This is a genomic window from Bartonella sp. JB63, from assembly GCF_002022665.1.
GTDB lineage: Bacteria > Pseudomonadota > Alphaproteobacteria > Rhizobiales > Rhizobiaceae > Bartonella.
Genome location: NZ_CP019788.1, coordinates 947315 through 971472, shown reverse-complemented (window position 1 = coordinate 971472; position 24158 = coordinate 947315). Strand labels below are relative to the sequence as shown.

At 33.2% G+C, this 24158-nt stretch carries 23 protein-coding genes, 1 other RNA gene and 1 pseudogene; 14 read left to right on the top strand and 11 right to left on the bottom strand.

Going from position 1 to position 24158, the window contains the following annotated elements:
- Positions 1-22: 22 nt before the first annotated feature.
- Genes BJB63x_RS04295 through BJB63x_RS04285 form a run of 3 tightly spaced genes read right to left on the bottom strand, consistent with a single transcriptional unit; the run spans position 23 to position 2794 of the window.
- On the bottom strand, positions 23-994 hold the full coding sequence (locus tag BJB63x_RS04295; protein ID WP_078719547.1) for a WD40 repeat domain-containing protein: 972 nt from the start codon (positions 992-994) through the stop codon (positions 23-25).
- 10 nt (positions 995-1004) lie between these two features.
- Entirely contained in the window at positions 1005-2039 is a 1035-nt protein-coding gene (locus BJB63x_RS04290; RefSeq protein WP_078719145.1) for a CobW family GTP-binding protein, read from the bottom strand.
- 11 nt (positions 2040-2050) lie between these two features.
- Complete coding sequence (locus BJB63x_RS04285; protein WP_078719144.1) at positions 2051-2794, bottom strand: creatininase family protein; 744 nt, start codon at positions 2792-2794, stop codon at positions 2051-2053.
- A 943-nt stretch (positions 2795-3737) separates the two neighbouring features.
- Between BJB63x_RS04285 and BJB63x_RS06510 the strand changes: the two genes are divergently transcribed.
- The 4 genes from BJB63x_RS06510 to BJB63x_RS04270 all read left to right on the top strand — a co-directional run bounded on the left by BJB63x_RS06510 (position 3738) and on the right by BJB63x_RS04270 (position 9626).
- Positions 3738-3878, top strand: a complete 141-nt coding sequence (locus BJB63x_RS06510; protein ID WP_153300758.1) for a hypothetical protein — start codon at positions 3738-3740, stop codon at positions 3876-3878.
- Between the two features lie 438 nt (positions 3879-4316).
- Positions 4317-7241 (top strand): autotransporter outer membrane beta-barrel domain-containing protein, encoded by a 2925-nt coding sequence (locus BJB63x_RS04280; protein WP_153300757.1) that lies wholly within the window; start codon positions 4317-4319, stop codon positions 7239-7241.
- Positions 7242-8865: 1624 nt separating this feature from the next.
- On the top strand, positions 8866-9051 hold the full coding sequence (locus BJB63x_RS04275) for an ATP-binding cassette domain-containing protein (RefSeq protein WP_078719652.1): 186 nt from the start codon (positions 8866-8868) through the stop codon (positions 9049-9051).
- A 188-nt stretch (positions 9052-9239) separates the two neighbouring features.
- The gene (locus BJB63x_RS04270; RefSeq protein ID WP_078719142.1) at positions 9240-9626 is read left to right on the top strand and encodes a hypothetical protein; all 387 of its coding nucleotides are present in this window, start codon (positions 9240-9242) and stop codon (positions 9624-9626) included.
- 265 nt (positions 9627-9891) lie between these two features.
- Here the strand turns inward: BJB63x_RS04270 and BJB63x_RS06705 are convergent, their stop codons facing one another.
- The gene (locus BJB63x_RS06705; protein ID WP_257787798.1) at positions 9892-10023 is read right to left on the bottom strand and encodes a hypothetical protein; all 132 of its coding nucleotides are present in this window, start codon (positions 10021-10023) and stop codon (positions 9892-9894) included.
- Positions 10024-10028: 5 nt separating this feature from the next.
- On the opposite strand from BJB63x_RS06705, the gene BJB63x_RS06505 reads away from it, so the two are divergent.
- Together BJB63x_RS06505 and BJB63x_RS06500 are read left to right on the top strand one after the other, a co-directional pair.
- Entirely contained in the window at positions 10029-10196 is a 168-nt protein-coding gene (locus tag BJB63x_RS06505; RefSeq protein ID WP_194284803.1) for a hypothetical protein, read from the top strand.
- A gap of 293 nt (positions 10197-10489) precedes the next feature.
- A complete protein-coding gene (locus tag BJB63x_RS06500) occupies positions 10490-10627 on the top strand; it encodes a hypothetical protein (RefSeq protein WP_153300755.1) in 138 nt (45 codons plus the stop codon).
- Positions 10628-11325: 698 nt separating this feature from the next.
- Here the strand turns inward: BJB63x_RS06500 and BJB63x_RS06700 are convergent.
- A complete protein-coding gene (locus BJB63x_RS06700) occupies positions 11326-11451 on the bottom strand; it encodes a hypothetical protein (protein ID WP_257787797.1) in 126 nt (41 codons plus the stop codon).
- 12 nt (positions 11452-11463) lie between these two features.
- Between BJB63x_RS06700 and BJB63x_RS06495 the strand changes: the two genes are divergently transcribed.
- Complete coding sequence (locus BJB63x_RS06495) at positions 11464-11610, top strand: PfkB family carbohydrate kinase (protein ID WP_153300754.1); 147 nt, start codon at positions 11464-11466, stop codon at positions 11608-11610.
- Positions 11611-11722: 112 nt separating this feature from the next.
- On the opposite strand, the gene BJB63x_RS04260 is transcribed toward BJB63x_RS06495, so the two are convergent.
- Both BJB63x_RS04260 and BJB63x_RS04255 read right to left on the bottom strand, forming a co-directional pair.
- Complete coding sequence (locus BJB63x_RS04260) at positions 11723-11902, bottom strand: YegP family protein (RefSeq protein ID WP_078719545.1); 180 nt, start codon at positions 11900-11902, stop codon at positions 11723-11725.
- A gap of 306 nt (positions 11903-12208) precedes the next feature.
- The gene (locus BJB63x_RS04255) at positions 12209-12748 is read right to left on the bottom strand and encodes a helix-turn-helix domain-containing protein (RefSeq protein WP_078719141.1); all 540 of its coding nucleotides are present in this window, start codon (positions 12746-12748) and stop codon (positions 12209-12211) included.
- A 345-nt stretch (positions 12749-13093) separates the two neighbouring features.
- On the opposite strand from BJB63x_RS04255, the gene BJB63x_RS04250 reads away from it, so the two are divergent.
- The gene (locus BJB63x_RS04250; protein WP_078719140.1) at positions 13094-14146 is read left to right on the top strand and encodes a DUF475 domain-containing protein; all 1053 of its coding nucleotides are present in this window, start codon (positions 13094-13096) and stop codon (positions 14144-14146) included.
- Positions 14147-14199: 53 nt separating this feature from the next.
- On the opposite strand, the gene pncA is transcribed toward BJB63x_RS04250, so the two are convergent.
- Positions 14200-14808: a bifunctional nicotinamidase/pyrazinamidase gene (gene pncA / locus BJB63x_RS04245; RefSeq protein WP_078719139.1), complete on the bottom strand. Its 609-nt coding sequence runs from the start codon at positions 14806-14808 to the stop codon at positions 14200-14202.
- Positions 14809-14861: 53 nt separating this feature from the next.
- A complete protein-coding gene (locus BJB63x_RS04240; RefSeq protein ID WP_078719138.1) occupies positions 14862-15398 on the bottom strand; it encodes a hypothetical protein in 537 nt (178 codons plus the stop codon).
- A gap of 154 nt (positions 15399-15552) precedes the next feature.
- On the opposite strand from BJB63x_RS04240, the gene ettA reads away from it, so the two are divergent.
- Complete coding sequence (gene ettA, locus BJB63x_RS04235) at positions 15553-17202, top strand: energy-dependent translational throttle protein EttA (protein WP_078719137.1); 1650 nt, start codon at positions 15553-15555, stop codon at positions 17200-17202.
- Between the two features lie 2 nt (positions 17203-17204).
- On the opposite strand, the gene BJB63x_RS04230 is transcribed toward ettA, so the two are convergent.
- Entirely contained in the window at positions 17205-17549 is a 345-nt protein-coding gene (locus BJB63x_RS04230) for a DUF2293 domain-containing protein (RefSeq protein WP_078719136.1), read from the bottom strand.
- A gap of 1273 nt (positions 17550-18822) precedes the next feature.
- Positions 18823-19137 (bottom strand): hypothetical protein, encoded by a 315-nt coding sequence (locus BJB63x_RS04225; protein ID WP_078719135.1) that lies wholly within the window; start codon positions 19135-19137, stop codon positions 18823-18825.
- Between the two features lie 644 nt (positions 19138-19781).
- On the opposite strand from BJB63x_RS04225, the gene BJB63x_RS04220 reads away from it, so the two are divergent.
- The 5 genes and pseudogenes from BJB63x_RS04220 to BJB63x_RS04200 all read left to right on the top strand — a co-directional run bounded on the left by BJB63x_RS04220 (position 19782) and on the right by BJB63x_RS04200 (position 24158).
- Positions 19782-20294: a lytic transglycosylase domain-containing protein gene (locus BJB63x_RS04220; RefSeq protein WP_078719134.1), complete on the top strand. Its 513-nt coding sequence runs from the start codon at positions 19782-19784 to the stop codon at positions 20292-20294.
- Between the two features lie 97 nt (positions 20295-20391).
- Positions 20392-20781: RNase P RNA component class A (rnpB, locus tag BJB63x_RS04215), an RNA gene on the top strand.
- Between the two features lie 245 nt (positions 20782-21026).
- On the top strand, positions 21027-22034 hold the full coding sequence (gene rsmH, locus BJB63x_RS04210) for a 16S rRNA (cytosine(1402)-N(4))-methyltransferase RsmH (RefSeq protein WP_078719650.1): 1008 nt from the start codon (positions 21027-21029) through the stop codon (positions 22032-22034).
- Positions 22031-22435 (top strand): cell division protein FtsL, encoded by a 405-nt coding sequence (gene ftsL, locus BJB63x_RS04205; protein ID WP_078719133.1) that lies wholly within the window; start codon positions 22031-22033, stop codon positions 22433-22435. The genes rsmH and ftsL overlap by 4 nt, the downstream gene beginning before the upstream one ends.
- A pseudogene (locus BJB63x_RS04200) lies at positions 22435-24158 on the top strand (peptidoglycan D,D-transpeptidase FtsI family protein). Before ftsL ends, BJB63x_RS04200 begins: the two are co-directional and overlap by 1 nt.

The window sequence follows — 24158 nt, the reverse complement described above, 5'->3', positions numbered from 1 at the left end:
AAAACGCTTTATTGTTATGTTTTTAAGTGGTCATATTTATGATGCCGCATTCACCATTTTCACTGCCAAATGCAAGGTAATTACCTGTTTTATTCCAACTGAGTGCTGAAATGGCACTATTACTGCAGGATTTAATAAATATTTCTTTTCCACCACTAAAATGTACACATGAAATCATTCCATCGTTAAAGCCTATAGCTACAATTTCTTTGCTTGGATGGCATGAAACTATACTAACAAGTGCATTTGTTCGTACTCCAAGCTCTAATGGTGCTTTACCTATTGGGCCATCTTTCGTATAAAAAGGCCAAACAATTGCAGCTGATGCACCTGATGTTGCTAGCCACTTTCCTTTTGTGCTCCAAGACCAGCTTTTAACTTTGCTTGGATAGCCACTCATACGTAAATGTTGTTTGTCTGCAAGGCGCCAACCATGTAAGGCATTCTCTTGCATTGTAGAAATTACATAATGGTTATCTGGTGAAAAAATGACATCACAGTGTGCTCCTTTCCATTCTAGGATAGTTGGTTTTGTTTGTGTCAATAACCAATGAAGAGTAACACCATTATAGTGTGCAACCGCAAGCCGTAATCCCTTTGGGGCGAAGGCCAAACTTTCTACACTGTATTCGTGCAAAAATTCTTGTAAACCTTTACCAATATCAGCTGACATTAGACGCGAAGAAGCAAAAGCAAACACGTTATGTGGGCCAAAAGAAACACTGTTGATCCATTTACCTTCTTGTACACCCAATATCTCGACGCGGCCATCTATTGTTGTTTTACATACTTTACCATCTTCTCCACCCGTTATAATAGCTGTATTATCAGGAGAAAAGTGGCTTGAAATTATTCCTTTATGCACTTCAATGATTTGCGGGTTTTGTTTGAAAAGAACAATCAAACCCTCTACTGAAATAAAAGCTGGTCTATCGTTAATAAAACCACAAGATAAACAATAACTTTGCAGATTATAAGGGATAATACTTGGCATTTTGACTCGCTTATATGCAATTTTCAAAATCAGTTTTTAATTTTTCAGCATCGAGAAAACGACCAATAAAGACAAGTCGGCTTTCACGCTTTTCATTTTGACGCCATGGACGTTGATGTTGTCCTTCAAGAAGCATATGTATACCTTGGATAACATAACGATCATCATCATCGTGAAATGCGATAATACCTTTTAAACGTAAGATATTAGGACCTTGTTCTTGGGTAACTTGTTGTAGCCATGAGAAAAATTTTTCTTGTTGAAGAGCACCTGTTTTTAAACTTACAGAGGTTATCGTAACATCATGCATAAGAGATTCATGGTTGTGTCCATGATAATGTTCGTGATTGCATTCGGGACCACACACATGATCTGGGTTTTCATGATCAAGAAAATGAGGGTCATTTTCTAAAGCTCGTTGTAAGTCAAATGAACCACGATTAAGAATTTTATTAAGAGGAATATTAGCATGTTCTGTTGCGTAAATAATGGCATTAGGATTAATGGCGTAAATAAGAGATTCGATGTGTGCTCGTTCTTCTACACTAACAAGATCGATTTTATTTAGCAAAATGATATCAGCAAAAGCAATTTGATCTTCCGCTTCACGGCTTTCTTTAAGTTGAAGCGGTAGATGTTTTGCATCAATTAATGTAATGACACTGTCAAGAACTGTTTTTTCACGTACAGTATCATCCATAAAAAAAGTTTGTGCGACTGGAGTAGGATCAGCAATTCCTGTAGTTTCTATGATGATAGCATCAAATCGATTAGAGCGTTGCGTTAAACTTTCTAAAATGCGAATAAGGTCGCCACGTACTGTACAACAAACACAACCATTATTCATTTCATAAATTTCTTCTTCTGATTCAACAATCAGATCATTGTCAATACCAATTTCACCAAATTCATTGACAATAATTGCATAACGCTTGTTATGGTTTTCATTTAAAATTCGATTGAGAAGAGTAGTCTTTCCTGATCCAAGATATCCTGTAAGGACTGTAACAGGAATTTTGGAAGGTGTATTGTGTATTTTTTCCATAGTTATGTCTTTCATTGTAATGCATCTATTTTAAATTTTTTGATATCATCAAGTAAGGCGCGAAGCTCGCAAAGAATATGGGAAAAAATTGCTTTACCTGCTTGTGCTGTTGCTTGGTTTGCATTTCCTGCAGCCCCTTTTTCATTAAGATCATGCATCATCCATCCAAAAGCATGAGGTCCATAGGCTCTTAAATATCGATAATTTTGAATCATCTCAGCTTGCTTATTATGAAAATTTTCTGCTTTCTCCATATGTACTTTTTCTGGTGCTAAATAGAGCATTAGGGAAGTTTCAATAAATCCTCCATGGATATCAAGATGTTTCTGAGATGGTTCCATTAAGTCTTCTGGTAAATCGAAACGATTCCAACTTGTAGCTACTGCAAGCATTGAAAAACGTCTTCTTAATTCCGTAATGACGATGTTTATTAAAGGTGAATTGCCTCCATGAGCATTGAGGATAAGAAAACGTTTGATGCCTTTATGATAACAATTTTCACCAATGTTGATCCAACGTTCTATGGCTTTAGAAAAAGTCAGGGTTTGTGTACCAATAACATTCATATGTTCTACCGAATAGCCAACTTTTTCAACGGGTAAGAGTGTGATTTGAAATTGCTCTTTTGTTGCTAAGGTAAGTGCTTTTGCAAAAGATTCAGCAATAATCCAATCGGTTTCAAAGGGAAGATGATTACCATGATACTCATGTGCCCCCAAAGGTAAAAGGGCAAGGGGAGGAATGTCCGATACCATAAATTTATTGCCAAAAAAAGAAGTGAATAAATGTGATGTAAGTAATTATCTTCAACTGTAATCTATATACAGAAGAAACGCAAATATAGAGTATTTTTTTAATCAAAATATGTATGAACTAAAATCAAAACTTTATTGAAAGTGATGTTTTAGATTATTTGGATGATCTCATTACTTTTAAAGCATTAATTCTCAAGATATTAAATAATCTGGATATAATTATGTTTCTCAAATTAATACATATTTATATTTTAGTATATATTTGAAAGACAAAAATTTCCTTTGAATATTATAAAGATTGATTAGTTTTTATTAAGTTCAAAAAATGAATTTAGAATTATAGTTTTACTGTATTATTCTACGCATAGTGAATTATATATTCTGCATATTATGAAGAAAGTTAATTATAATTTCATTTATTAACAAATCATAGTAAGCTTAAAAATTATAATAAATATAAATAATAAAATTTTTCCTATTCTAATATCAGAGATTGTAAATCTTCAAAAGAGAAATATTGAAATTAATGCTCATGGTATGAAAATAAATATTGTAAAGCTAGATTCACTTAATATCGACAGATAATAATGGGAAAATGGTAATAAATACTGTTCAAAATTCTTCTGATAACATTGAGATTAAAGCTTCAACTATAAAAGCGGATGATGATAAATCTTAATAGTGAATGCAATTTTCACATTTTTTAGTAATCTGGCTATTTATGACTTTTTATAAATTATCTTTTCAATCTTAGTATATTGAAAAAATACCTTGTAATAAATGATCGAGAATAAATATAAGTGCCATTCTGCAACATGTTTTTAATATGGATGAATTTTTTATCCTTATTATATGTTTAAGAAAAATATGATAACTTAAAGCGGGGATAAAAAAGCGATATTAGAAGGTGAATCTTTGAACCCTTTTTTAACGGGAACAGATTTTGACGATTTATGATAGTTTTTTTAAAACGCAGTTACAGGTTATTTATCAGCTTTTCATGTTTGATAAGGCTCGTGATAATGATCAGTTTTATATTGAACTAGGATATGATCTCTGGAAACGCGTATTGGTTACCCTTTGACAAAAGCTTTTATAATGATTCGAGAGATGTTGTGCTGTTTCCTTTTATAGCAAATTTCATTGTGCGCGTAGTTACAGAATAAAATAGGTTGTGCATTTTAAATGCTTTCTAGTTAGGGGCTTTTGTTTCAACAATGGAAATTTTAGATATTTGGTCTAATTATCTATCAATATATTGCTTCATAGTGAGCTGATATATCAACATAAATTCACCAGACCAGGATTCTCTGTAGGAGTTTTTAAAGTGGAGTGCGTTATCAATTCTAATTTACCTATCTGATAAATCTTTTTTGAGATCTTGCTTGTTGTAGATTTGTTTCTATCTTTACATAAAACACAAAATGTATTAAACTATATAGAATTTACTTAGCTTTGTATTTCTAATTTTGAGTGGGTGCCTTTCACATTTAAATGCAGGGGAGAAAGTTTGAAATGAATTATGATCAAAGTGTTTAATAATTATTGGTATATCTTTGCAACAGCTATTTTTTGTTCGGTGCAGAGTAGTGTGAAATCAGAACCCAATCAATCATCTCAGTGTAATGAAAATGCTGAAGGTGGTTATACGTCAATTTATAAATGTAGTGCTGCTGGGAAAAAAACAATTCAAAATAAGACTTTTCAGACAATAATAGCAGATGGGAAAGATGTAGATATTAATGGGACAAATATAACGCTGGGTAGTTTAGATAGAATGTCTGAAAAAACTGAACGTAAATTATATGGTGTGGATGTATCGAAAGGGGGAAAAGTCGTTCTAACCCAGTCCGTTTTGAAGAATTTACATATAGCTCTTCATGTTAGTGATGGAATAATTGGGATGTATAATGGTGCGATTGAAGATAGTGATATGGCTGTTCAGGCATTGGGGAAGCCAACGAATGTTATTTTAGTCAATCCACAGATTAAGACGAAAGATGGAAAAGCGAGTTTTTTGAGTATGAATGGTGCAAGTGTTGAGGTAAAAAACGGTGGGATGCTTGATTTTACAAACAGTGATGCAGTTTATACAGCTTTGATGGGGAGTGTTAATTTCGATGGTACTACTATTATTAGAAAAGGTGGGAAAGAAAAACAAACAAATTATGCTGTTTTTCATATAGATCAAGGGGGCTCTATTGATTTTAAAAATGGCAATATTAACGTTACTGGTGTTCATGGTCTATTATTGGAAAATACGGTTGCTACTTCTAATTCGATTCGATTGAGTCAGAATTTACAAAAAGACATTAAAGTAACAAAGGCCAACATCGAAAGATCGAATATCGAGGTAAAAGGAGATAAATCCTACGGTATATATTTTAAAGGAGAGAATCTAGTAGCAAGAGTCAAAGCGGATGAAAAAGCGGATGAAGAAGATTTAGATATGACAGCGATTGAACCTGGAATACGACTTGTTAGTTTAAGAAATACGAATCTGACGGTTTTAGAGAGTCCAGCCATTTATAGCACTGATTCAGAAGGAAGTAACGTTGCCTTATCACAAAGTTCTATTAGCACTGGTCATTTATTGTTAGTGGCTGAAAAGAAATCTTCGGTGCTTGTTTTAGCTGATAATTCTTCACTCACAGGGGGTATTTATGTTGATGACAGCTCTACTGCTGAACTTTATTTAAGTGGTAATTCTGTGTGGTTTTTGACACAAACCAAACAAAATTATAAAGAGTTGGATTTGAACAATTTATTTATTTCAGTAGTCAGTCTTGATAGTAGTTCCATTAATTTTAAAAGATTAAAGTCTAGTGAAACCTATGATTATAGAACACTTCGCATTGGGAAAGGGACAGGTGATGTTTATATTGCGAGGAATAATGCCCAGATTCATTTAAACACAAGTTTGAGTCCTGATGGTTCGCTTGATAGTCAGAAAACTGATAGAGTTTTGATCCATGGTAATGTTTCTGGTAAAACTACAGTTGATGTAAGAGGTATTTCAGAAAATCGAAGAGGCAATACAAACAATACAAATAAGAATAATTTTGGAAATACTCAGGGTATTTCCCTTATTCAGGTTTCTGGAATAGCACAACAGGATTCCTTTAAACTGAAAGGCGGTTATATTACAGTAAATGCTTCTCCCTACCGATATAAGCTTTCTGCTTATGGTCCAAGTTCTAATTTAGGGTCGGCGGATCCAGGACAAAAATTGGTTGGAAATAATGAGAAAGAAGAAAATGAATCTAATAATGATTTTTGGGATTATCGTCTCCAGAGTGAATATATCGCTCTACCTCCAGTAGAACCTGTTCCTCCAGATTCAGATGTTCCTTCACCATCTGAACCTCAGCATCCAAAGAAACCAGATACATCTGAAAAAGTGCCGGTTCCTCCAGATCCAGATATTCCTTCACCATCTGAACCTCAACATCCAAAGAAACCAGATACATCTGAAAAAAAAGTGCCAGCAATCGTGCCGCAACTTCCAAGTTATTTGCTTTTGCCTCATGCTTTATTTCATGCAGATTTAGTAGATATGAGTAATCAACACGAATTTTTGGAAATCATGCAAAATACTATAAACGAGCCTGAGAAAAATATAAAACCAAGCTTTTTTATACATGGTTATGGTGGTAATCACCGTTATGCTTCGAATTTGACCGTTTTTGAATATGGTTATGGAGCTGATCTTGATTATAATGCTATAACGGCAGGTGTTATATTAAGCACGTTAGAGCGTAAGCATAGTGCTTTGTCTTTAGGAACTATAGGAACTTATGGTAGGCTCTCTCTTCAGCCTCGTGCTGTTAAACAAAGTCAAAAGAGTATATTTAATAAATGGTCAGGAAAGTTTTATGCTCATTTGCAGTATGATACAGGATTTTATGCGAATGGATTTATATCTTATGGTTCTTTTAAAGGTGCTGTTTCTACTTTAGTTCGAGGAAAAACAGCGACATTAAAAGGTGCACTTTTAAGTGCTTCTTTAATGGGAGGTCGAGCTATTATAACGAATTATGATGGGTTTATTATTGAACCGCAACTTCAGGTTATTTATCAGTCTGTTATATTTGATAAAGCTCATGATATCGATCAATTCGATATTGATTTAAGGAAACATGATCAATGGATTGCGCGTGTTGGTGGTCGTGTCACCAAAGCTTTGGCAAGGGGTGAAGAGCCATGTATTGTTTCTTTTTATAGTAAACTTCATCTTGTACATAATTATAAAAGAAAACAGATAGTATATTTTAAAGATGCTTTTCAGTTAGGAGCATTTGGTTCTACAGTAGAAGCAGGTCTAGGCGTTCATGCCCAATTACTTCCTAATATAGTGCTTCATGGTGATCTGTTATATAAACATAAACTAACTAGAGCTGGTTTTTCTGGAACCAGTATTTCAGCTGGATTGCGCTATCAGTTTTAAAACATAAAAATTAGCTTGTTTTTGTTTTGAACAACTGTTTATAAATTCCGTTAAGTTTTTTAATGGAACTTATAAAGATTAAATTTATAGTTTTCAGAAATAAAGGCTTTTATCTTTATTTATAATTTCTATAGACATATCAGGCTGCTAAGACACAGAGTAACGTATTTAGAAATTGGCTTATGCATTTCGATTTAGAAATAAATTTTTAATATAGATTGCTTTCTGAGTTGTTTGCTGTAGTCTGCCATTACAGCGAGTTAGATTGGTCTCAAGGTAATTAGAATTAAAACTACTGATATCGTACTAAACAACAGTTGTAATAATTGTTTTAAATTTGGCATTGTTTATTGAATATTTTAACTTATTCTTTTTAGATTATTTTAAAAGCCAATACAAAGACTGAATATGAGATCAGAACTGTATTATGTTATGATAATAATTTGAAGTGTATTTATTTGTATAAGCTGAGCTATATTAAGTTGTTGGATATTAAATGTATCATAAATTCTTTTCTTGTTTCAGTTAATGCTATAGAAGCGAGCATTTTATCTATATTTAATATATTATAATATAAAATTTTTTAAAGACGATATCTCAATATCATTTGTAAATGATATACGATATTTATTGATGGAATAAGTCTAAAATACACAATATATGTATTGAATAAAGTTACGATTATTAGTGCAGATGATGTAATTATTATGGATATTCTATTTAAGTCAATGCAGATGTATCATTAGTCTATAAAGTTGTGAAGGTAAAATAGATAAAGGTGATTTTGAAAAGAGCAGGTTTGCAGAAATTGGCAATAGGTTTTTATGCTGAGATGGGTGTCATAGATAAAAACATAGAGATCAATTGAAAGTAAAAAAATTGATATTTATTTTTATGATGATAAACTTTTATTAATTTAACCAACACAGAAATTATGGTATTTCATAGAGGAATAGGTTTTATAAAATGTTGAAATGTACCTATTACAATGATAAAATGATAACCGGAGATATTGATTTTACAACAGATTATGCAGTTAATGCCGAAGAAAGAAAGTTATTTTAGACAAAATTACTATTGTGGGGATAAATGTAATAATACTATTTAGTAGCAGATGCTTCATCTATGATTTCTGTGAGCAGTTATAGGGAAGCATGGTATGGACAGCTCTTAAAATAATACAATATTTTATCTTTTTTCATGTTTAGTTATAAAATTTATATCAGAAACTATACAAAAGGCGGAGCTCTTTTGGGAATAAATAATTGGGGTCAGCTTTCTCAATTTAGGAAGGTAACATTTGCTTTTCTAGTTTATTATATGCACAGCTTATCGGTAAGTTTTTTACTTTTAAAGAAATGAATACGCTTATTATTTCTGGCATTAGTTTATTTGTTTTTTCATTTTCTCATGCAATTAATTTAATGATGTATTCGCGGAATTCATCTATGTATCCACATGTATTGATGCGAATAGGTCAATTTTTTCCTTCGCAAGTATTATTGTGCTTATTGGATTGGCATTCTTTGAGTTCAAGAGAAGTCACATGACAAACATTTTGAAACTTAGCAATATTATCTTTTCATGGATACAGGTTTTAAAATCTATAAATTTGAATTAGCTCTTGGTCGTATTCACTTTTATAGGCGAAAATGGAGCAGAAAAATCAACTTTGATGCGCTTGATTAGTGAAATTTATCAGCCTGATTTCTTCAATAATAGTCGCGGCCAAATGTTGTTAAAGGGGAAAGAATTTAAACTTTCTAGCCCCAAAGAAGCCATTGAAATGGGGGTAGCGATTATTCACTAGCAATTAAATTCTTTTATCTGCTTTGTTAATTACAGACAATTTGTTTTTAGAACGTCAAAAAGTTAATCATTTTAGCTTCATATGTAAAAAACAATAAAATCCCGCTATACAAATCGTATTAGATCGACTCAAACAAAATAATTTCACCTTTAACACAAATAGGAAAATTAAATATTGAAGCACAGCAGATGGTTGAGATTGCTCGAGCTCTTTTGTTTGATGCTGATATTATTATCATGGATAAGCCAACAGCTCTTCTTTCTCAGGTAGAAACTGAATCACTTTTTTCAGTTATTCGTGCTTTAGCAGCTGAAGAAAAAGCTATTGTTTATATTTCTCATCGTTTGAATGAGATTTTTGAATTTTGTCACGATATATCAGTATTGCGTGATGGAAAAATGCTGTTTACAGGCAAAGCTTCTATGCTTGATGAAAAAACTTTGATTCGTCACATGGTGAGATGTGATATCCAAGATCAATATTCTCATATTGAAGTAAAAAAAGGGGAATCTCTTTTAGCGGTTAAAGATCTTATTGCTGATGCAGAGGTGTTCAACCTTTTGTTGCTACCTTAGCTGTTATGTCAATTTTGCGTGGTATTACTTTGAATTTATAGTAATGTTCAGCTAATTATTGGTTTTGGTGAGAACGCTAAATGTTTTTATTGGGGTAGGTTATATTGGATTTTTTCCTTTTCCAATTTTAGTGGTCGGATTTATCTTTATTGTAAGCGCTATTATTTTGATTTTTACTCGCTTATGGCGCTATGTTTACGCTTTGAGTGGCAGAGAAACAGTTACAAATTTCAGGTATAGATGTTCATAGTGTTAAGGTTATCATTTATGCGTTTTGTGGTTTGACTGCTGCTGTGGCGGTTTTAATTGAAACATCGCGTCTAGGCAGTGCATAACCAACGGCAGGAATAGGGTATGAACTTGATGCTATTGAAGCAGTTGTAATGGGTGTAGTCATCTTTCGTGTGGCTTGGAATGCTTTTAGGAACTTTGATTGGTGCATTAATTATTGGTGTTCTGAATAACGTTCTTAATATTCTGGAAGTTTCATCTTACTATCAGCAAGTTGTAAAAGGTACTGTTATTCTTTTAACTGTTTTGATTGACCGTGATTTTAAATTTGCACAATAGAGATTATAGTTTATAAGGAGAATACCTATATGAAAGCAATATGATATATATTAACAGTTTTTGTGATAGCTATTATTTTATCTATTTTGATTATTAGTAGCTAGGCAGCTGAAAAAATCGGTTTTGTTATTTCCACTTTAAAATAATTCATTTTTTGTAGCACTTAAAGATGGCGTGCAAAATAGAGCAAAAGAATTAGTTTATGATCTTATTGTTTGGATAGCCAGAATAGAATCCTGTTCGTGAGTTAGCAAATACTGTGAAGATATTGTAAGGCGAATATTAAAGTTTTAATGATTAATTCCACCGATTCTGATTCTGCGTGGAGTTTAATTTTAGTTGCTAATAGCGCTAAAATTCCTGTTATTACTCTTGATCGTTCTGTTAATGAAGCTAAAGTTACGGCACATATAGTAATATTGAAGGTGTAAAATTGCTGTTAAGGTTTTGTTTAACTCTTTAGGTAGAAAATGAAAGATTATTGAATTAGAAGGGGTTTCTGGAACATTTGCTTCACGTGAGTGAGGACAAGGTTTTAATGAAGCAGCAGCTTCTTTGGGATTGAAGATAATTGCAAAGCAGCCAGCAAATTTTGATCGTATACAAGAAATTAATGTGACTGAAAATTTGTTACAATTGTATAAAGATGTTGATGCTGTTTTTGCATAAAATGATGAGATGGCTTTTAAAGTAGCGCGTGCTGTATAGGCAAGTGGACGTAATATTATAGTTGTTTGTTTTGATGGTACAGGTAAGGGATAGCCGCTGTCAAAAGTGGTGCACTTTATGCAACGATTTCGCGGCAATTAAACGAAATCGGGAAATTAAGTGTGGAAACAATAGATAAACTCATCAAAGATGAAGCAATAGAAAACCATATTTCTATTCCGTTGAAATTAATGATAAAGAATCAGGAAAAGAATAATAGATGAAATTGTATGTTTATTTATAATTAATTTAGGGAGCTTTAATGTAAAGAAAATTGTATATGTCTACACCTTCTATTATTGTTTTTGATAGTATTAATATTGATATGATATGTCAAGTTTCTGATTTTCCCTTAAGAACTTTATCATTTGATTCATATTATGACACCTAATGAAACAGAAACCGAAAAATTAACAGGTATTTATCCAATAGATATAAAAGCAGCTTGTTTAGCAGTAAAGGTACTTTTAAAGCGTGGATTAGAAATCGCTGTTATAAAAATAGGAAATAAAGGAGTTTGTTTTTTACAAAGAATGAAGGGTTTCATCTTTCCTTTTAGGTGGAAACAATTGCTGCTATTGTAACTGGTGATAACTTTAATGGCGGTTTAGTTGCTGGTCTAACAAAAGATATGTCTTTTGCAGAAAGTAATCACTTAGCTGCTGCATGTGGTGTTTTGGCAACTACAAAAAAAAAGAGCATCTGATTCCGCTCCATCGCGGGAAGAAGTTAATGCTCTTCTTGAAAGCCAGAGTATGGTACGAATTCAATATATGAAAATATAAAATGAAAACTCTTTTGTTTTGTGCTAACAAACATTAAGACTGAAGTTCTTTGATAGAAGTATTACGTGTAATTTTTTTGATTTGTTCAATTCCCATTAGAGTATCTTGTTTTGTTGAATAACCTTGACTAGAAAAAGCAATTTTTTTCTGATCTTTTGAGATTAAACGCCAATACCACTGATTGCGAACACCCTGAAATATCTCAAAATACATATTTTCTGTCCCATAAATAATCTTCGTCAAAGAAATTCTAACATATTTGATATCAGAAGACACATTATCATGGTAGAAAATCAATATGTTTTTTTTAAAACTTTTTTGATTTTCAACAAAATTTTTGAAAATAAATCGTAATTGTATGATTTTTATATCATTATCAGTAAATGCAAATAATATTTAATCATTTTACTACGATAGTAAAAGGTCATAAAATAAACTAATTTTACCAGATAATAAAAATAAACTTATTTTTATTATCTGGTAGTGAAGTGACTCTATCGTACTTTTACAATATAAAAACTATTGATTAGAAATTCTTTCTTTATGGGCTATACTTCGAATAAGTAGATCAACAAATAAGCTAAGAGCATAAGAATTAGCGAGCTTTGCTTTCATATGAACAAGAGAAGCAGCTGCTTTGGAATTTAGCCCATTAGGAACACCTTGTGATAATAAATATTGCTGTAATTTCTCATAAGAGCTTTCAATTTTATCTTGATTTGGTTCGTCACTGTGTGCGCTATTTGTAAGAATATCTTCAAGTCCTTCAATTTTTTTAATGAAGTAGTCCCAATCAAATTCTCCTTTAGTGTATTCAGTGTCGAACATTTTACCTTGCCCAGTTAAGAGCCAATTAATATTGACGCCATACAACGTACGATATGTTTGTAATACGTTGAGATTAGGCTCTCTTTCTCCACGCTCATAAAAAGCAATGGAGTTTTTTGTCATGTTAAACTGCTTGGCTAACGTTTCACGCGGCGGATCACCTAAAGCGATGCGTATATGACGTAGACGTTTTCCAAATATAGTTTTTGCTTCTGTTTCAGGACGCGCCATGAATTATCTCCCTCAAATAAATCATCATGGTGTGAGCTTTTGTCCATAAAGGCACACAATGTATCAATATATCATTACTTTATAATAATATTTGTAGTCAATATTTATAATTTTAGTTCTCTTATTTTTTTTGAATTTTTTAGTGAAAATTTAAATTTTTATTGGTATTCCACAATTTATTATATTTTTTGTCTAGAAAAAAATACATTTATCAAATTTTCTCTTGTTTTTTCTTAGAGAGATTCCGTATAATTTTTACCATATACATTTTATTTTTTCTATTAATAGATGTAATACTTCGATTTATAAATTATAGGTTGAAGAGATGGATTTTGAGAAATAATCATGGCCCCATTAGGTTATTTTAGATGGGCTTTTTTCTTCACAATTATTGGTATCTTTTTAGGTAGCCTTATTGGTTGGCTCGAAACAGGAACGATTGTTGGTTGTCTTAAATATTTTTTTATTTGCTGTGTTTTGGGAATTTTAGAAATTTCTTTGTCTTTTGATAATTCTATTATTAATGTGCGTTTTCTTGGAGAAATGAATCAGTTATGGCGTCGTCGTTTTTTGACATGGGGCATTTTGATTGCAGTTTTTGGTATGCGAATTATTTTTCCATTGTTGGTAGTTGCTGTTGCTGCTTGGATTAATCCAATTGCTGCATTCAAATTGGCAATATGGGATCCCCATCAATATGCTGCAATTTTAACAGATGCTCATAACACTATTGCAGCTTTTGGTGGAACTTTCCTTATAATGGTTGGTTTAAAATATTTTTTTGATTCTGAAAAAAAAATACACTGGCTCGTTTTTATAGAAAAGCCAGCCCAAAAACTCGGTTCATTTGTGAAAATTGATATTATAGTTGTTTTGATGCTCATGTTATTTTTTTCAAGACAGATTGTGGCAGAAAATAAGTTAATTGTTTTATTAGCAATGTTATTTGGGCTTTTGACATTTTTGATTGTCGAAGCAATTTGTTCACTTTTGGATTCTCAAAAAAATACTTTGATTGGAGTCTCTAAAGGAGGAGTAGGTTCATTTCTTTATTTAGAAATTCTAGATTCTAGTTTTTCGTTTGATGGTGTTGTAGGTGCTTTTGCATTTTCTCATAATCTTTTTATCATTGCTATTGGTCTTGGTATTGGTGCATTTTACGTGCGAGCCATGACGATTATGTTGTTTGAAACAGGAACCTTATTGCATTATCGCTATCTAGAGCATGGTGCTTTTTATGCAATTTTGGTTTTGGCTGTAACTATGTATATGCAAATTGTTATGCCGATCCCTGAGGCATTAACAGGGCTAATTGGTGTATGTATTATTGGGATGGCGTTTTATTCCTCTATTCGTTTTAGATCTAATCACTCAGATGAACATATTACATTTCAATAATAATGAGAATATGAGGACTTTTTGATTGCTATTATAGTAGTTAGGAAGGAGGTTTAGGAGACCATCAATAATTCTACACCGGCTTCATTCATAGCTTTGAGCATTGTATTAAGTGATCCGTTTAAATCAATACCAGCACAAGCGTTCAACAAAACATTGACTTTAAAACCGCATTTTACAGCATGGAGTGCAGAAAATCCAACACAGAAGTCAGTTGCCAAGCCACACATGACTAATGTTGTAAAATTATGTTCTTTGAGATAACCATGTAAACCTGTTGGTGTTTTCTGGTCACTTTCAAAGAAGGCGGAATAACTATCAATTTCCTTATTATATCCTTTTCGAAGGATAAGTTGTGCTTTTTCAACTTTGAGAGATGTATGAAATTCTGCTCCTTTTGTTCCTTGTACACAATGATTAGGCCAAAGTATTTGAAGACCATAGTTAAGTTTAACAGTGTCATAAGGAGCTTTCTCAAGATGAAAAGAGGCAAAGCTACAGTGGCTTTTTGGATGCCAATCTTGGGTTAAAATAACATGATCAAAATGGGATATAAGGTTATTGACAGTAGGGAGAATAGCATCACTTTCTGGTATTGCAAGCGCTCCGCCTGGTAAAAAATCATTTTGAATATCCATGACAATTAAGGCTTGTTTTTTCATAAGTTTATTCCAGTAAGTTTGTGGATGGTTTGCTTTTTTGTTTTTTTTAAAGATTATGTTTCATCTTGAAGTCTTGAAAGAATCTCATGAATGTCAGTACTCATTTTATCATTATCAAGCCAAAAGAGAGGAATAGATAAATCTTTACGATAATTTTGATAATTTTGCGTCAATTTTAACCATTTGCTAATGGGAAGAGAATAGTAGTCAGTCACCGCTATATGTTTGCGCAGAGCCTTGGTAATCATAGGGCTTTGGACATCAGATCCCATAAGACGACGTTCGTTTTTTAAACATAGTTTGTACCACATAAAAAGAGAAGGTGAATACCATTTTGGTTTATGACACAAGAGTAACGAAAAGAGATGAGGATTTTCTACGGCATACTGTATAGCCCATAGTATAAGGAAAGAAGGAGCATAAAGGATAGATTTATTTTGTGGTTCTATATTGCATTGATAGGCTGGTTTGATACGGTAAAAATGCAATTTCAGATTTGGTATAGAAAAAAGAAATGATTTTTGATAGCATGTCTCAGGTATAGTTAAAAGTATTTGCTTTTTTCTCTTCAAAGGAATGTTTTTTTGCATTTATAGTCGCAGTAGGGGTTGTGAGATCAGGAAAAATATATCAATTATAGAGCAAAGAGTTGTTAAGGCAATAATTAAATGCTACCCTTTGGCAAAAATTAGGAAAAGTGAAATAGTATTTTCATAATATATCGACGATCTTAAAGAGAAATTTATGGCACGTCAATTTATCTATCATATGGCTGGGCTTAATAAGGCTTATGGCAATAAGAAAATTTTAGAAAATATCCATCTGTCTTTTTATCCAGATGCGAAAATCGGTATTTTAGGTCCAAATGGTGCTGGTAAATCAACTATTTTACGTATTATGGCTGGATTAGATAAAGAATATACTGGAGAAGCATGGCTTGCTGACGGAGCACGTTGTGACTATCTTCCGCAAGAACCTGTTCTTAATACAAGTAAAGATGTACGTGGAAATGTGATGGAAGGGCTTGCCGATAAGCAAGCAATTGTAGATCGTTATAATGAATTAATGATGAATTATAGTAATGAGACAGCTGATGAAGCTGCTCGACTTCAGGATGTTATCGATAGTCAGAATCTTTGGGATTTAGAAAGCCAAGTAGAAATGGCTATGGCTGCTCTTGGTTGTCCATCAGGGGATAAAGATGTGACAAAACTCTCAGGAGGTGAAAAGCGACGTGTTGCACTTTGTAAATTGCTTTTATCGAAACCCGATTTATTGCTTTTGGATGAACCGACAAATCATTTGGACGCTGAGACAACGGCTTGGCTTGAAAGGCATTTACGTGAATATCCAGGAGCAGTGCTTTTAATTACCCATGATCGTTACTTTCTTGACAATGTAACAGGTTGGATTTTAGAATTAGATCGCGGTAAAGGAATACCTTATCAGGGCAATTATTCTGCTTATTTGGATGCTAAAGCTAAACGTATAGCACAAGAAAGTCGTGAGGAAGTTGCTCGTCAGCGTACATTATCACGCGAAAAAGAGTGGATAACTTCTAGTCCGAAGGCGCGTCAAGCAAAGTCGAAAGCCCGCATTAAGGCTTATGATGCATTGGTTCAGGCATCGCATGAGCGTCGTCCAGGGGATGCACAAATTATTATTCCTATTGGTGAAAGATTAGGACAGGTTGTTATTGAAGTTGATAATCTGTCAAAAGCATATGGTGATCGTGTATTGATTGATTCTCTTTCTTTTAAGTTGCCTGCAGGTGGTATTATTGGAGTTATTGGTCCTAATGGTATGGGAAAATCTACCTTGTTTAAAATGCTGACTGGGCAAGAAAAGCCAGATTCAGGAAAGATACGTATTGGAGAAACAGTTCAGGTGAGTTATGTTGACCAGAGTCGTGATACATTGGCAGATAATAAAACTGTTTGGGAAGAAATTTCCGGTGGGAATGACATCATTAAGTTAGGCAAATATGAAGTGAATAGTCGTGCTTATTGCAGTGCTTTTAATTTTAAAGGTACAGATCAACAGCAGAAAGTGGTACAGTTATCAGGAGGACAGCGCAATCGCGTGCATTTAGCTAAGATTTTGAAAGCAGGAGGAAATGTTCTTTTTCTTGATGAGCCAACAAATGATCTTGATACAGAAACATTGGGTGCGTTAGAAGATGCGTTAGAGAACTTTGCTGGTTGTGCAGTTATTATATCGCACGATCGTATGTTTCTTGATCGATTGGCAACACATATTTTGGCCTTTGAGGGGAATGGTCATGTGGAATGGTTTGAAGGTAATTTTTCTGAATACGAAGTAGATAAGGTTAGTCGTCTTGGACCAGACTCTATTAATTTTAGGCGTGTCAATTATAAACCTCTTATACGTTAAGACTATTTGTTTTGAAGTGATACTAAGTAGATACTGATGTCATCTATATTTTCTTCACGTTTCAAAAGGCGATTTGAACCCCATTCGATAAGTTTTTTGTTAATTGCATCAAAGACAAAAAAGAGTGCCGAATCCCGATCATAATCTTCACAAAGTAAATTGTCGTATTCTGTATGCTGATGGCGTATATGAGCAATTGTTGCTAACCAAACTGCAATGGAAGGAGGAAGGTATTTCATCGAGGTTCGTGCAGCAGCGGTGGAAATATATTGGCTATCAAGATATGGAACTTGTGGGATAAGAGCTATTAATTCTTTAGAAATTATCCGTTTTCTTCGTATTGTCATAAGTTTAGTTTTTACACTGCTTTGTTATTTTCATTTTATAGATAACATAAAAATGGTACTTTATAATTGACCATTGAATGGTTAGCGTTTTTATTACAACATTTTATTTTAGGGTTATAGTATCAGTAACTTAGAGCTTAGAAAGATAGAGTATATAATTCAAGTGTATTTTCACGGAAATGAGGATAATTTTTGTAGCGTGTTCATCGTTAAGTGTATGTGATATTTCCTATTATATAGCAATTTCATATCTAGGTATTTGCCATTTTATAATTCTATAGGAGGAAAGTATGTGTGTATTGATCGGTAGTTCATTGAAACCTATTACTGGTTTGAAAGCTGTTGGGAACAATTATAAATTGTGATAATATTTTGATGAGATTTTAATAAAAATTAAGATTGTTATAAGGAATCTGATAACAGCTAATTAAAATAGATTTGCTCTAAATTGGATCATTTTTGAATGTTTTTTGCCTTATTTTTTTCATTTTTATAAGAATTGTAGTTTTTTTTGCATTTTTTTATAAACGATCACAAGAATTTCTTGTTGTTTAAAATATTTTATTTAATATAAAAGCACTGTGTTATTCACCTTAATAGGTGATGCAAGCAGACAGTCAGGGAACCTATTCCCCCCCCCCGCGTGGATCCCTTAGATTGTCTGACCCGGCTGAAGTGTTTCTTCAGTCGGGTTTTTTTTAAATATATGTGTTCTATAATTTTGTTTTTCATTAGAACATTTGAGAGCTGTCGTGAGCATAATAAGGCCATCACATTGATTAAGCGCAACAAGCTATAGATCCATATCAAAGTATCTCTACAAGGTTAGTTTTGATTTCACGAAAGAATAGAAGAGGCTTAAATGCTATATAAGAATTCAATATTTTTCAGTGGATGGCTTGTTTTTCTTATAGATCATCGTACTCAGGGCATACAAAAAGGAAAAATAAATAAATTTATCTGATGTGAGTAATATGAAATCTTGAGAGAAGATATGATACCTTAGAAGGTAATCGGAGCAAAAAAGGTTATTGAATGAACTTCATCTCTAGAAGGAAAGGAAACATAGAATATGGGTTTTGAGTATTTAGTACATGTCCTATTTTGATTGTACTTCTTAATATAAAAATTAAAATCTTGAGTACACTTCTTCACTATTATTTTGAAGATGAGTGAAAAATGCGACGGGACAGTAAAACCATTTACAAACATATAATTGTCTTAAAATTATAAAAAATGATTAATAAGAGTTTACAATAGAAAGACGTGGAATTTATTCTGATATAGCTCTGATCACGATTGCTGCAAATTTTTGCGCTTGCTCATTATTTTGACCGCTTGCAAGAGCAGAAGCAATTGCATCTTTGTGTGCTTGATAAACAATTTTTTGTTTTTGTCGGTCATTCATTTTAGAAACGCTCATTGTAACTTTCGGGAGAGATATTGCTTCTTTTGACTGCATGTCTTTTGTTGTATTAATCTGTTGAGAAACAATCATCCTATTAAATAAAAAGTAATAGGTTAATAAACTAGTTATAAAGATAAGTAAAAAAACTACGATAACATTATGCCAACAGAATTTTATCATTTTTAATCCTAAAAATTACAACATATAAAAATATTAAATTGCATCTAAATCACAATAATTTTTTAAATTATAATTTAATATCTTCTGTTTTAGAAATAATATATAAAAGTCATATATTGTTTTTTTGAAAATGAAATTCAATCACATTTTTGTGTAAATGTATATTTAAAGTATTGATTATAATGAGTAATTTCTGAGCATTAGGTTTTTAACATGCTTTAGTTATTGAATATAACAGATAGTCGTTTTCAAACTATTATGTGATGACAGTTAAAAAGGTATTAAATGCAAGTATTTAAGCTTACATTGATACGATAGAATTATTAATTTAATATTAATAGAATTTTGATAATATTGTATTGAAAGTGATAAAATTTTTTCTACTTAAAATTTCTCATCGTAATATATGAATGATAAATGCATTATATTTTTCACTATATTATAAATTTTTATTAGTTTTTTTCTGTATAAAATAAAAAAATATAATCAAAATTTTGAAGAGTTATTCTCTGATATTATAAATATCTTGAAATTATCTTAATATTTTCATTTTTATGACGTTTTTTGGCTTTTTTTATTCAATAAAATACATTTTCAAGATCATTATGGTTAGGATTACAAATGTATTAGTGAAGAGAGAAAGAATGCAGTTCTTGAAAATCTTTTTAAGTACAGCATTTGCTGTATTTTTTATGTTAAATATCAATATAGCTTTTGCAGGAATGAATATTGTAGATTCAAGTAAGAGTTCAGTATTTACTTCTTCTAAGCTATCTGTGCGTCCTTATGAGGGTCTCATTCAAAAAATTGCGATTAAACATAAAGTTCCTATTAATTTGGCACATGCTGTTATCAATGTTGAGAGTAGTTATAATGCACGCACAAAAGGTTCTTCTGGTGAAATAGGATTAATGCAAATTAAACCTTCTACTGCGCGATGGCTGGGTTTTAATGGTCCTGTAAAAGATCTTTATGAACCTGCAATCAATCTTGAATATGGTATGCGTTATTTGGCTCGGGCACATGAATTAAGTAGGGGAGATACATGCCGTACAGTTCTTAAATATAATGCAGGTCATTCTGCAAAAAAAATGAATTCTGTTTCTGCAAGATATTGCTCAAAAGTTAAAACGTATTTAGCTTCATTGAGAAGGTAATGTGTTTTGTAACCGATTAACTTATCTTGATAAGACTTATAAAATATCTTTTGGTTACTATTTTCACTTTTTGAAAAATATTGTATAGATAATGAAGTCAGTCGGCTGGGCAACCGCGCGTGTCCAATGCTAAAAAGTGATAGGTGAGGAAAGTCCGGGCTCCATGGAAAAACGATGCCGGGTAACGCCCGGCGGGGGTGACCCTAGGGAAAGTGCCACAGAAAGCAAACCGCCTATTTTTATAGGTAAGGGTGAAAGGGTGGGGTAAGAGCCCACCGCGCACTCAGTAATGAGTGTGGCAAGGTAAACCCCATCGGGAGCAAGACCGAATAGAAATGATGTGCAAGGTTTGACTTGCAGCCAGTTTCCAGGCGAGTCATTTGGGTGGGTTGCATGAGGCGGATGGTAACATCCGTCCTAGATGAATGGTTGCCATGTAAAGAGTAAACTTTACTAACAGAACCCGGCTTATAGGCCGACTGATATTTTCTATATAATAAAGAATTTCATATACATTATTTATAGAAATGCATATTTTTTGGAGTTTTTACGTTTAAAAATAAAGCGTTTTTTAAAAATTATAACATTTCTTTAAGTATTAATGAGACAATGTGTTTAGTGATTCAGCTTTAATTTGATTGACTACTTCGTAGTAAGGACAAGAATTAAAGTTTTAGTTATGATAATGTCATATGCCATTGATGGCTATTGATTTGAAAAACATAAGTCAAGATGGGTTATTTGATAAGGCAGGATAGTGGAGTTGAACGCCATATTCCAGTATTGTTGCAGTCGGTATTAGCTGGAATTGCACCATTAGCTGGAGCGAGAGTAATTGATGGCACCTTTGGTGCTGGTGGTTATTCGCGTGCTCTATTGAATGCAGGTGCAGAAGTTATTGCGCTTGATCATGATCCTCATGCAATTCGTGAGGGACAAGCACTTGTTGATCAATTTTTTCCACGTCTTCATTTAGTTCAAGCAAAGTTTTCACAGTTGGATCGCGTGGTGAAAGAGCAGGTAGACGCAGTTATTCTTGATATAGGTGTTTCTTCTATGCAGCTTGATGAAGCCAAACGTGGTTTTTCTTTTCAAAAAGATGGTCCATTAGATATGCGAATGGCACAGACCGGTTTTACAGCAGCTGATGTTGTTAATTATTTAAAGGTAGATGATTTGGCGCAACTGTTTAAGACGTTAGGGGAAGAGCGTTACGCAGGTCGAATTGCACGGATGATTGATAAACGTCGTTGTGTACGTCCTTTTTTACGTACAATTGATCTTGCTCATGCTATCGAAACTTTAATAGGGCGCAAACCAGGTGATCATATTCATCCTGCAACGCGTGTATTTCAAGCACTGCGCATTTATGTTAATAATGAGCTTGGCGAACTTGCATGTGGTTTATTCGCTGCTGAGCGCGTTTTAAAAGCAGAAGGCCGTTTGGCAGTTGTTAGCTTTCATTCGCTTGAAGATCGCATGGTAAAAAAATTTTTATCTGCTCGCTCGGGTCATAGAAAGAGATCACGTTATCTTCCTGAAATAAAATCAGTTCCAGCGACCTTTGTTCCTTTGTTTAAAGGTGTAAAAACTGCGACACAAGAAGAATTACAGCAAAATCCTCGTGCACGTTCTGCGAGGTTACGTATTGGTATACGGACTCAAGAAGCTGCTGTTGCAGCGGATATGAAATTATTTCGCTTGGCAGAAATTGCTCGTTTTGAAGGCAGTAAGAAATGATAATTTTTCGCACATTAGATGTGATTTTAGTAGTCGTTATGATCTGTATGGCAGGTCTTACTTATAAGATTAAATATGATGTCCAAAAACAAATTGGTGAATTGCATCGTATTGAGCGAGAAATTGCAGCCGAAAAAAATATGGTTAATTTGCTCCATACTGAATGGGCTTTAATGATTGAGCCTTCACGAATGAAAAAACTTGCAGAACGTTACCAAAAAGAACTGAACTTGGAGCTAATACAACCACGTCAAGTTGTAAAATTAAAAGATATTCCAATGCGTTTGAAGGATAAAATTGAAGAATTGATTAAGCAGAATACTTTTGAAGATGATAAAGCTTTTTTAGTTGAGAATCGTAGTGCTCATAGAAATAGTTTTGTTCAAAAAGGTGGACGGTGATGCAATTATCATTTCCGTTTTCACGAAAGAAAAATTATTTAAGTAGTCAATTGAATCCTCTAATTCCTTCTATGTGCCAACCATATTTTAACCGTTCACGCTTGGTTTTTTCTTTATTGTGTTTTATTTTTCTTTACGGACTTATAGGAGGGTGTCTTATTTCCTATGGGCTTAAAGGTGGCCAAATTGAAGAAGCAAAAGGACCGATAATGGTACAATTAGCTTCTCGACCTGATATTATTGATCGCAATGGCCGTTTATTAGCAAAAGATATTACAACCTATTCTCTTTTTGCTGAACCACGTCGCATTATTGATGTGGATGAAACGGTCGAATTGATCTCGACAGTTTTGCCAAAACTCAATTGGCAGGAAGTTTATAAACGTTTAAAAAAAATACAGGTTTTTCTTGGATTCAACGTGGGTTAACTCCAACGCAAAAGGCACAAATTATGGAACTCGGCATTCCAGGTATTGGTTTTCGTACCGAAATACGTCGTTTTTATCCAAGTGGATCTATAGCTCCACATATTCTTGGCATGGTTAATGTTGATAATCAAGGCCTAGCTGGCATGGAAAAATATATTGATGATAATGGTTTGAGTATTCTTCGTGCGACTGGTCTTGCAAGTGAGGAATCATTGAAGCCAGTGCAACTTTCGATTGATGTACGTGTTCAGGCAATCGTACATGCTGAACTGATGGAAGCCATGAAACGTTATAAAGCAATTGCTGCAGGAGCTGTTATTCTAAATATTCATACCAGTGAAATTTTAGCTATGGCCTCTGTGCCTGATTTTTCTCCTGCGAATCCTGTTGATGCTCTTAAAAGTGATCGCTTTAATCGGATGACAGCTGGAACTTTTGAAATGGGGTCAATTATCAAAAGTTTTACTACTGCAATGGCACTTGATTCAGGTCTTTTGCATTTAAATAGTATTATTGACGCTTCTCAACCAATTCAGGCAAGTCGCAATCATTTTATTCGTGATTTTCATGGGAAAAATCGCCCTTTAACATTATGGGAAGTTTTTATTTATTCTTCTAATATTGGTTCTGCCAAAGAGGCTTTAGCAATAGGAGTAGATGGACATCGCAATTTTTTAAAACGCCTTGGTTTACTTGATCGTATGTTAACAGAATTACCTGAAGTTGCCCAACCAATTTATCCTCGTTATTGGAAGGATATCAATTCCATGACGATTTCTTTTGGACATGGTATTGCAACAACGCCATTGCAAACGGCGGTAGCTGCTGCCGCTTTAATGAATGGTGGTTTGTTGATTGACCCTACGTTTTTAAAACGCTCTAAAGAAGAGGCTTTGAAACATGCCAAACAGGTTCTCCATCCTCAAACAAGTCAGGATATGCGTTATCTTTATAAATTGAATAGCGATATTGGTTCGGGTCGTAATGCGAAGGTGGTGGGTTATCGTATTGGTGGTAAGACAGGAACATCTGAAAAAGTTGAAAAGGGGAAATATTCTAAGGAAAAAAACTTTAATAGTTTTTTGGCTGCTTTTCCTATAGATAATCCGTCTTATATTGTCTTAACAATCATTGATGAACCTAAACCTGAAGATAAAAAACATTCAGCAACAGCAGCGATGAATGCAGCACCAATGCTTGCAAACATTATTCGTCGTTCGGCTATTTTTCTTGGAGTAGAACCGGATTTTAGGAAAGAATATGAACCAATTATAAGAACAAAAAGCGATTTTTGA

Excerpts from the sequence above, each read along its gene's own strand:
- BJB63x_RS04295 (WP_078719547.1), bottom strand. The coding sequence starts at position 994 with ATGCCAAGTATTATCCCTTATAATCTGCAAAGTTATTGTTTATCTTGT.
- BJB63x_RS04290 (WP_078719145.1), bottom strand. The coding sequence starts at position 2,039 with ATGGAAAAAATACACAATACACCTTCCAAAATTCCTGTTACAGTCCTT.
- BJB63x_RS04285 (WP_078719144.1), bottom strand. The coding sequence starts at position 2,794 with ATGGTATCGGACATTCCTCCCCTTGCCCTTTTACCTTTGGGGGCACAT.
- BJB63x_RS04280 (WP_153300757.1), top strand. The coding sequence starts at position 4,317 with ATGATCAAAGTGTTTAATAATTATTGGTATATCTTTGCAACAGCTATT.
- BJB63x_RS04270 (WP_078719142.1), top strand. The coding sequence starts at position 9,240 with ATGGTTGAGATTGCTCGAGCTCTTTTGTTTGATGCTGATATTATTATC.
- BJB63x_RS06705 (WP_257787798.1), bottom strand. The coding sequence starts at position 10,023 with ATGACTACACCCATTACAACTGCTTCAATAGCATCAAGTTCATACCCT.
- BJB63x_RS06500 (WP_153300755.1), top strand. The coding sequence starts at position 10,490 with ATGATTAATTCCACCGATTCTGATTCTGCGTGGAGTTTAATTTTAGTT.
- BJB63x_RS06700 (WP_257787797.1), bottom strand. The coding sequence starts at position 11,451 with ATGAAACCCTTCATTCTTTGTAAAAAACAAACTCCTTTATTTCCTATT.
- BJB63x_RS04260 (WP_078719545.1), bottom strand. The coding sequence starts at position 11,902 with ATGTATTTTGAGATATTTCAGGGTGTTCGCAATCAGTGGTATTGGCGT.
- BJB63x_RS04255 (WP_078719141.1), bottom strand. The coding sequence starts at position 12,748 with ATGGCGCGTCCTGAAACAGAAGCAAAAACTATATTTGGAAAACGTCTA.
- BJB63x_RS04250 (WP_078719140.1), top strand. The coding sequence starts at position 13,094 with ATGGCCCCATTAGGTTATTTTAGATGGGCTTTTTTCTTCACAATTATT.
- pncA (WP_078719139.1), bottom strand. The coding sequence starts at position 14,808 with ATGAAAAAACAAGCCTTAATTGTCATGGATATTCAAAATGATTTTTTA.
- BJB63x_RS04240 (WP_078719138.1), bottom strand. The coding sequence starts at position 15,398 with ATGCAAAAAAACATTCCTTTGAAGAGAAAAAAGCAAATACTTTTAACT.
- ettA (WP_078719137.1), top strand. The coding sequence starts at position 15,553 with ATGGCACGTCAATTTATCTATCATATGGCTGGGCTTAATAAGGCTTAT.
- BJB63x_RS04230 (WP_078719136.1), bottom strand. The coding sequence starts at position 17,549 with ATGACAATACGAAGAAAACGGATAATTTCTAAAGAATTAATAGCTCTT.
- BJB63x_RS04225 (WP_078719135.1), bottom strand. The coding sequence starts at position 19,137 with ATGATAAAATTCTGTTGGCATAATGTTATCGTAGTTTTTTTACTTATC.
- BJB63x_RS04220 (WP_078719134.1), top strand. The coding sequence starts at position 19,782 with ATGCAGTTCTTGAAAATCTTTTTAAGTACAGCATTTGCTGTATTTTTT.
- rsmH (WP_078719650.1), top strand. The coding sequence starts at position 21,027 with ATGGGTTATTTGATAAGGCAGGATAGTGGAGTTGAACGCCATATTCCA.
- ftsL (WP_078719133.1), top strand. The coding sequence starts at position 22,031 with ATGATAATTTTTCGCACATTAGATGTGATTTTAGTAGTCGTTATGATC.